3 protein-coding genes and 1 pseudogene are annotated in these 3,786 nt (G+C 73.2%); 1 reads left to right on the top strand and 3 read right to left on the bottom strand.

Translation table 11 applies throughout. The annotated features are described in order from the left end of the window. Window positions 1-590: pseudogene (locus QH283_RS05030) on the top strand (hypothetical protein); the annotation flags it as partial. A 114-nt stretch (window positions 591-704) separates the two neighbouring features. Here QH283_RS05030 and QH283_RS05035 read toward each other — a convergent pair. From QH283_RS05035 to QH283_RS05045, 3 genes are all read right to left on the bottom strand, one after another. Continuing rightward, the gene (locus tag QH283_RS05035) at window positions 705-1,166 is read right to left on the bottom strand and encodes an SRPBCC family protein (RefSeq protein ID WP_280501843.1); all 462 of its coding nucleotides are present in this window, start codon (window positions 1,164-1,166) and stop codon (window positions 705-707) included. 118 nt (window positions 1,167-1,284) lie between these two features. Further along, on the bottom strand, window positions 1,285-1,755 hold the full coding sequence (locus tag QH283_RS05040; protein WP_280501844.1) for a DUF4383 domain-containing protein: 471 nt from the start codon (window positions 1,753-1,755) through the stop codon (window positions 1,285-1,287). Window positions 1,756-1,915: 160 nt separating this feature from the next. Beyond that, the gene (locus tag QH283_RS05045) at window positions 1,916-3,409 is read right to left on the bottom strand and encodes a PepSY-associated TM helix domain-containing protein (RefSeq protein ID WP_432420660.1); all 1,494 of its coding nucleotides are present in this window, start codon (window positions 3,407-3,409) and stop codon (window positions 1,916-1,918) included. Window positions 3,410-3,786 lie beyond the last annotated feature (377 nt).

Genomic DNA, 3,786 nt, shown 5'->3' on the forward strand with positions numbered 1-3,786 from the left:
CCCCCCCCCCCCCCCGCCGGGCGGGGGGGGGGGGGGCGGGGGGGGGTCCGGCCCCCTCCCCGCCCCACCCTCCCTTCTTTGCTGCGGGGGGGGCGGGGGGGGGGGGGCGGCCCCCCCCCCCCCCCCGCGCCGAATGCGAAGCGGCCGCACGGGAACTCGGCGTGCGCAGCCTGCGCGAGATCGCCGGTCCCGCGCAGGTGACCCGCATCGGCGACCCGGTGCTGCGCCGCCGCGCCCGGCATGTGGTGACCGAGAACGCCAGGGGGGCCGCGGTGGCGGCTCGGCTGCGCGCGGGAGCCGACCCCCGCGAGATCGGTCCGATCCTCACCGAGGGGCACGCGTCCCTGCGCGACGACTTCGAGGTGTCCACCCCGGCGCTGGACGAGGCCGTGGACGCGGCCATCGCCGCCGGCGCGTACGGCGCGCGCATGGTGGGCGGTGGATTCGGCGGCAGTGCCATCGCTCTGGTGGACCGCGCCCGTGCGGCGGCGGTCGCGCCGGCGGTCGGGCAGCGGCTCACGGCGGCCGGGCACCCTCGGCCGAGGACGTTCGCGGTGGTGCCGTCGGCGGGGGCAGGCCCGGTCCGGTGACCGCGCCGCCGCCCTGGCCTCGGGGGCGATGCGGTCCCCGCACCGGAATCGGGTGTGCCGCAACCGGTGTCCGCTGGAACCGGGTGCGCCGGAACCGGTCGCGCTGGAACAGATCTACGCGTCGGGACGGGGAATGTCTCCGCGCCAGGCGCCGGTCTCCGCCCCCTGGCTCTCGATGAACTCCTTGAAACGCTTCAGATCCCCGTTCACGCGGTGCTTCAGCACACCGAGCTTGTCGGCGGCCTGTTCGACGAAGCCCTCGGGGTCGACGTCCATCTGCGCGGTGACGCGGGTGTGGTTGTCGTCGAGACGGTGGAAGGTGATGACACCGGCGTGATTCGGGCCGGAGTCGGACTTCCACGCCACCCGTTCGTCGGGATGCTGCTCGGTGATGGTGGCGTCGAACTCCCTGGTCGACGGCCCGACGTGGATGCGCCAGTGGGTGTGCCGGTCGTCGAGCTGACGCACGGCCTCCACGCCCTCCATGAACTGCGGGAAGGATTCGAACTGCGTCCACTGGTTGTAGGCGGTGCGAACGGGAACCTCGACGTCCACGGTGGCGGCCATCGTGCTCATACCAACCCCTTTCCTCGATGACGGGTCACCGCGTCGGCTACCCGGGGGTCCATGCCATAAACGAGGGCCTCTCCTCAAACGATGGCCTCTCCTCGCACGCGGGGGCGCGCGCCGCCGGTCAGTTCAGCAGTCCGGTGTGGGTGCGGCCACGGACCACCCTCGGCAGCAGGGCGCCGAGGGCGATCATGCCGAGGCCGAGGCCGAAGTGCAGCCAGTCGTCGGCGGTGTTGACGGGGACGAAGTTGGCCGAACTCTCCTTGTCGACGACCAGGCCGTAGAGCCACAGCGCCAGGTAGATCACGCCACCGCCGATCAGGAAACTCGTGGCGGCGCCTGCCGTTCGCGAGGCGATCAGACCGAGGATGCCGAAGGCCAGATGCACCAGGTTGTGCAGGATCGAGACGGCGAACAGGCCGAACAACCGGGCCTCGGAGTGGTGGCCCGCCCATTCCAGGGTGTCGTAGTTGCTGGTGATGCCCGGGATGAAGCCGAGGATGCCGACCAGCAGGAACACCGCGCCGACCACGAGAGCGGCGATGCGGACCGGCGACCACTCGTTCGTCCTGGTGGTGGAGTCGAACGTTGCCATGACAGTGCCTTCCGTGCGGGGCCTCACGGTGCAGGCCCACGGTGCGGGGCCTCACCGTGCGGACGTTCGGGTCCCGCCCGCGTACCCGGGTCCGCCCGCGGCAAACCCGTGCGGCGAACCCCGATGCCCCTCAAACATCAGGGTTCACCGTTCGCGAGGATCAGGACGTCGCGCGCAGCCGCGAGCGCAGGCCCACCAGGATGTCGACAGCCAGGAAGACCAGCAGGCTCGTCCCGACGAGCGGTGCGAACCAGCCCACCACCAGCGCAGCCCCGAGCAGCGGCAGCGCCAGCCACGGCGAAGAGCCGCGCAGCGCACCGCGCCGCGGCGCCCGCCCGCCCGGACGGCGGCCTGCCCCGCGCGTCGGTCTGCGCTGCCACCACGACCGGTAACCGAGCACGATCACCAGGACCAGACCGGCCATCGCAGCCAGCAGCAACAGCTGGTTGGCCAGGCCGAACATCAGGCCCATGTGGAACTGGATGCCCCAGTTGGACAGCTTGGCCATCAGCGGCCAGTCCGCGTAGTCGAGGCGGTCGGTGATCGCACCGGTGCGCCCGTCCACGGCGACCGAGTTCACCGTGTAGATGCCGGGCAGCCGCCGCTCCTTCACCGCGTAGGCCTGTCCGTCCGCGGCCGGCACCGCGATCTCGACGGCCTGGGTGATGCCCGCGGCCAGAGTGGCCGTGTATGCCCGCTCGATTTCCGCGGCGCGCGAACCGGATTCGGTGTGGGCGGGCATCGCGGGCGAATCACCGTGGTGGTGGCCGCCATCGGGGGCGGTGGCGGGCGCGCTGTCCAGCGTGGTGCTCACCGACGGGGTGGTCCAACTGAGTTGGGTGCGCAGCTCGGAGATGTTGGCCCCGGCGTAGGCCGACCAGGTCATACCGGTCACCGACAGCAATGCCGCCAGCGGCAGGATCCACACGCCGATCGCGCCGTGCCAGTTGACCGTGCGCGGCCGCCCGGCCCGGCTGCGATCCGGCGCCAGCAGCCAGGCGGCGGAATTGCGGCTGCGCCGCGAGCGCACCCGCCGCCACCACAGCAGCACCCCCGCGAGGACCACGATCCACAGCCAGGACGCGGCCAGTTCGCTGTAGAGCCTGCCCGGCTCGCCCAGGTGCAGATCCCGGTGCAGCCGGTCGATCCAGGTGCGCAGGGGCAGCGCACCCGAACTGCCGTAGACCACCGACTCACCGACCGGCTCGGCGGTATAGGGGTTCACGAAGACCGCCCGCCGCTCGGATTCGCCCAACGTCGCGTCGGCGAAGAGCACCCGGGTGGTGTCGGTCTCGCCGGGGGCGGGGGAGACGGCCACCAGCGGCAGATCGGGTCGCACGGCGGTCGCCGCGTCGACCTGTTCGGACAGCGGCCTCGGCGTGCCCGCCGCCTCGACGGTGAGCAGATCGCGCGAGACGATCTGCTCCAGTGTCGGGGCGATGGCGTAGAGCGCGCCGGTGACCGCGGCGACCAGGACGAACGGGGCCACGAAGACGCCGGCGTAGAAGTGCAGGCGCAGGGCGAGGGCTTGGGGGCCGCCGCGCGGGGCGGGTGTTCGGCCGGCCGGTGTGGCGCCGGCGGGATCGACGGGCGGTGCGTCCGGGGAGGACGAGGCGGCCGCGGGGGCCAAGGGTTCTGTTGTGCTCACAGTCATCTCGTTCCGAGGAGGGTCACCCGGTGTCGCCGGCATCGGCCGGAGAGCTCGTTCGCTCCGCCGGCACGCTCCGCCGGCACGACGGGGACGCCACACGACGCACCGCCGAACCCGCCGCCGCGAATCCGGGGCGGCATCGAACGGTCGTCCGTAGGTGCGACGGTCTGCCGGGCGGGGCGGACCACCACGCGCGCCGCCGGATCGCCGCCCATGCGACGAACTGCCGCGGTGACGAGCCGTCGTGTTCGCGTACCGGTTGCCCGTGCGTGCCGACAGCCGTGCGTGCGGCCAGCCGCACGAGCGAGGGGGGCCGTGCGCGCCCGCCGCCCCGGTCCGCCCGGCCCCGCCCACCGGCGGCAACCCCCCCGGCCGCACGG

Source organism: Nocardia farcinica (assembly GCF_029867845.1).
Taxonomy (GTDB): Bacteria; Actinomycetota; Actinomycetes; order Mycobacteriales; family Mycobacteriaceae; genus Nocardia; species Nocardia farcinica_A.

Bases quoted from the DNA above. Each gene is read 5' to 3' on its own strand.
- QH283_RS05035 (WP_280501843.1), bottom strand. From the start codon at position 1,166: ATGAGCACGATGGCCGCCACCGTGGACGTCGAGGTTCCCGTTCGCACC.
- QH283_RS05040 (WP_280501844.1), bottom strand. From the start codon at position 1,755: ATGGCAACGTTCGACTCCACCACCAGGACGAACGAGTGGTCGCCGGTC.
- QH283_RS05045 (WP_432420660.1), bottom strand. From the start codon at position 3,409: ATGACTGTGAGCACAACAGAACCCTTGGCCCCCGCGGCCGCCTCGTCC.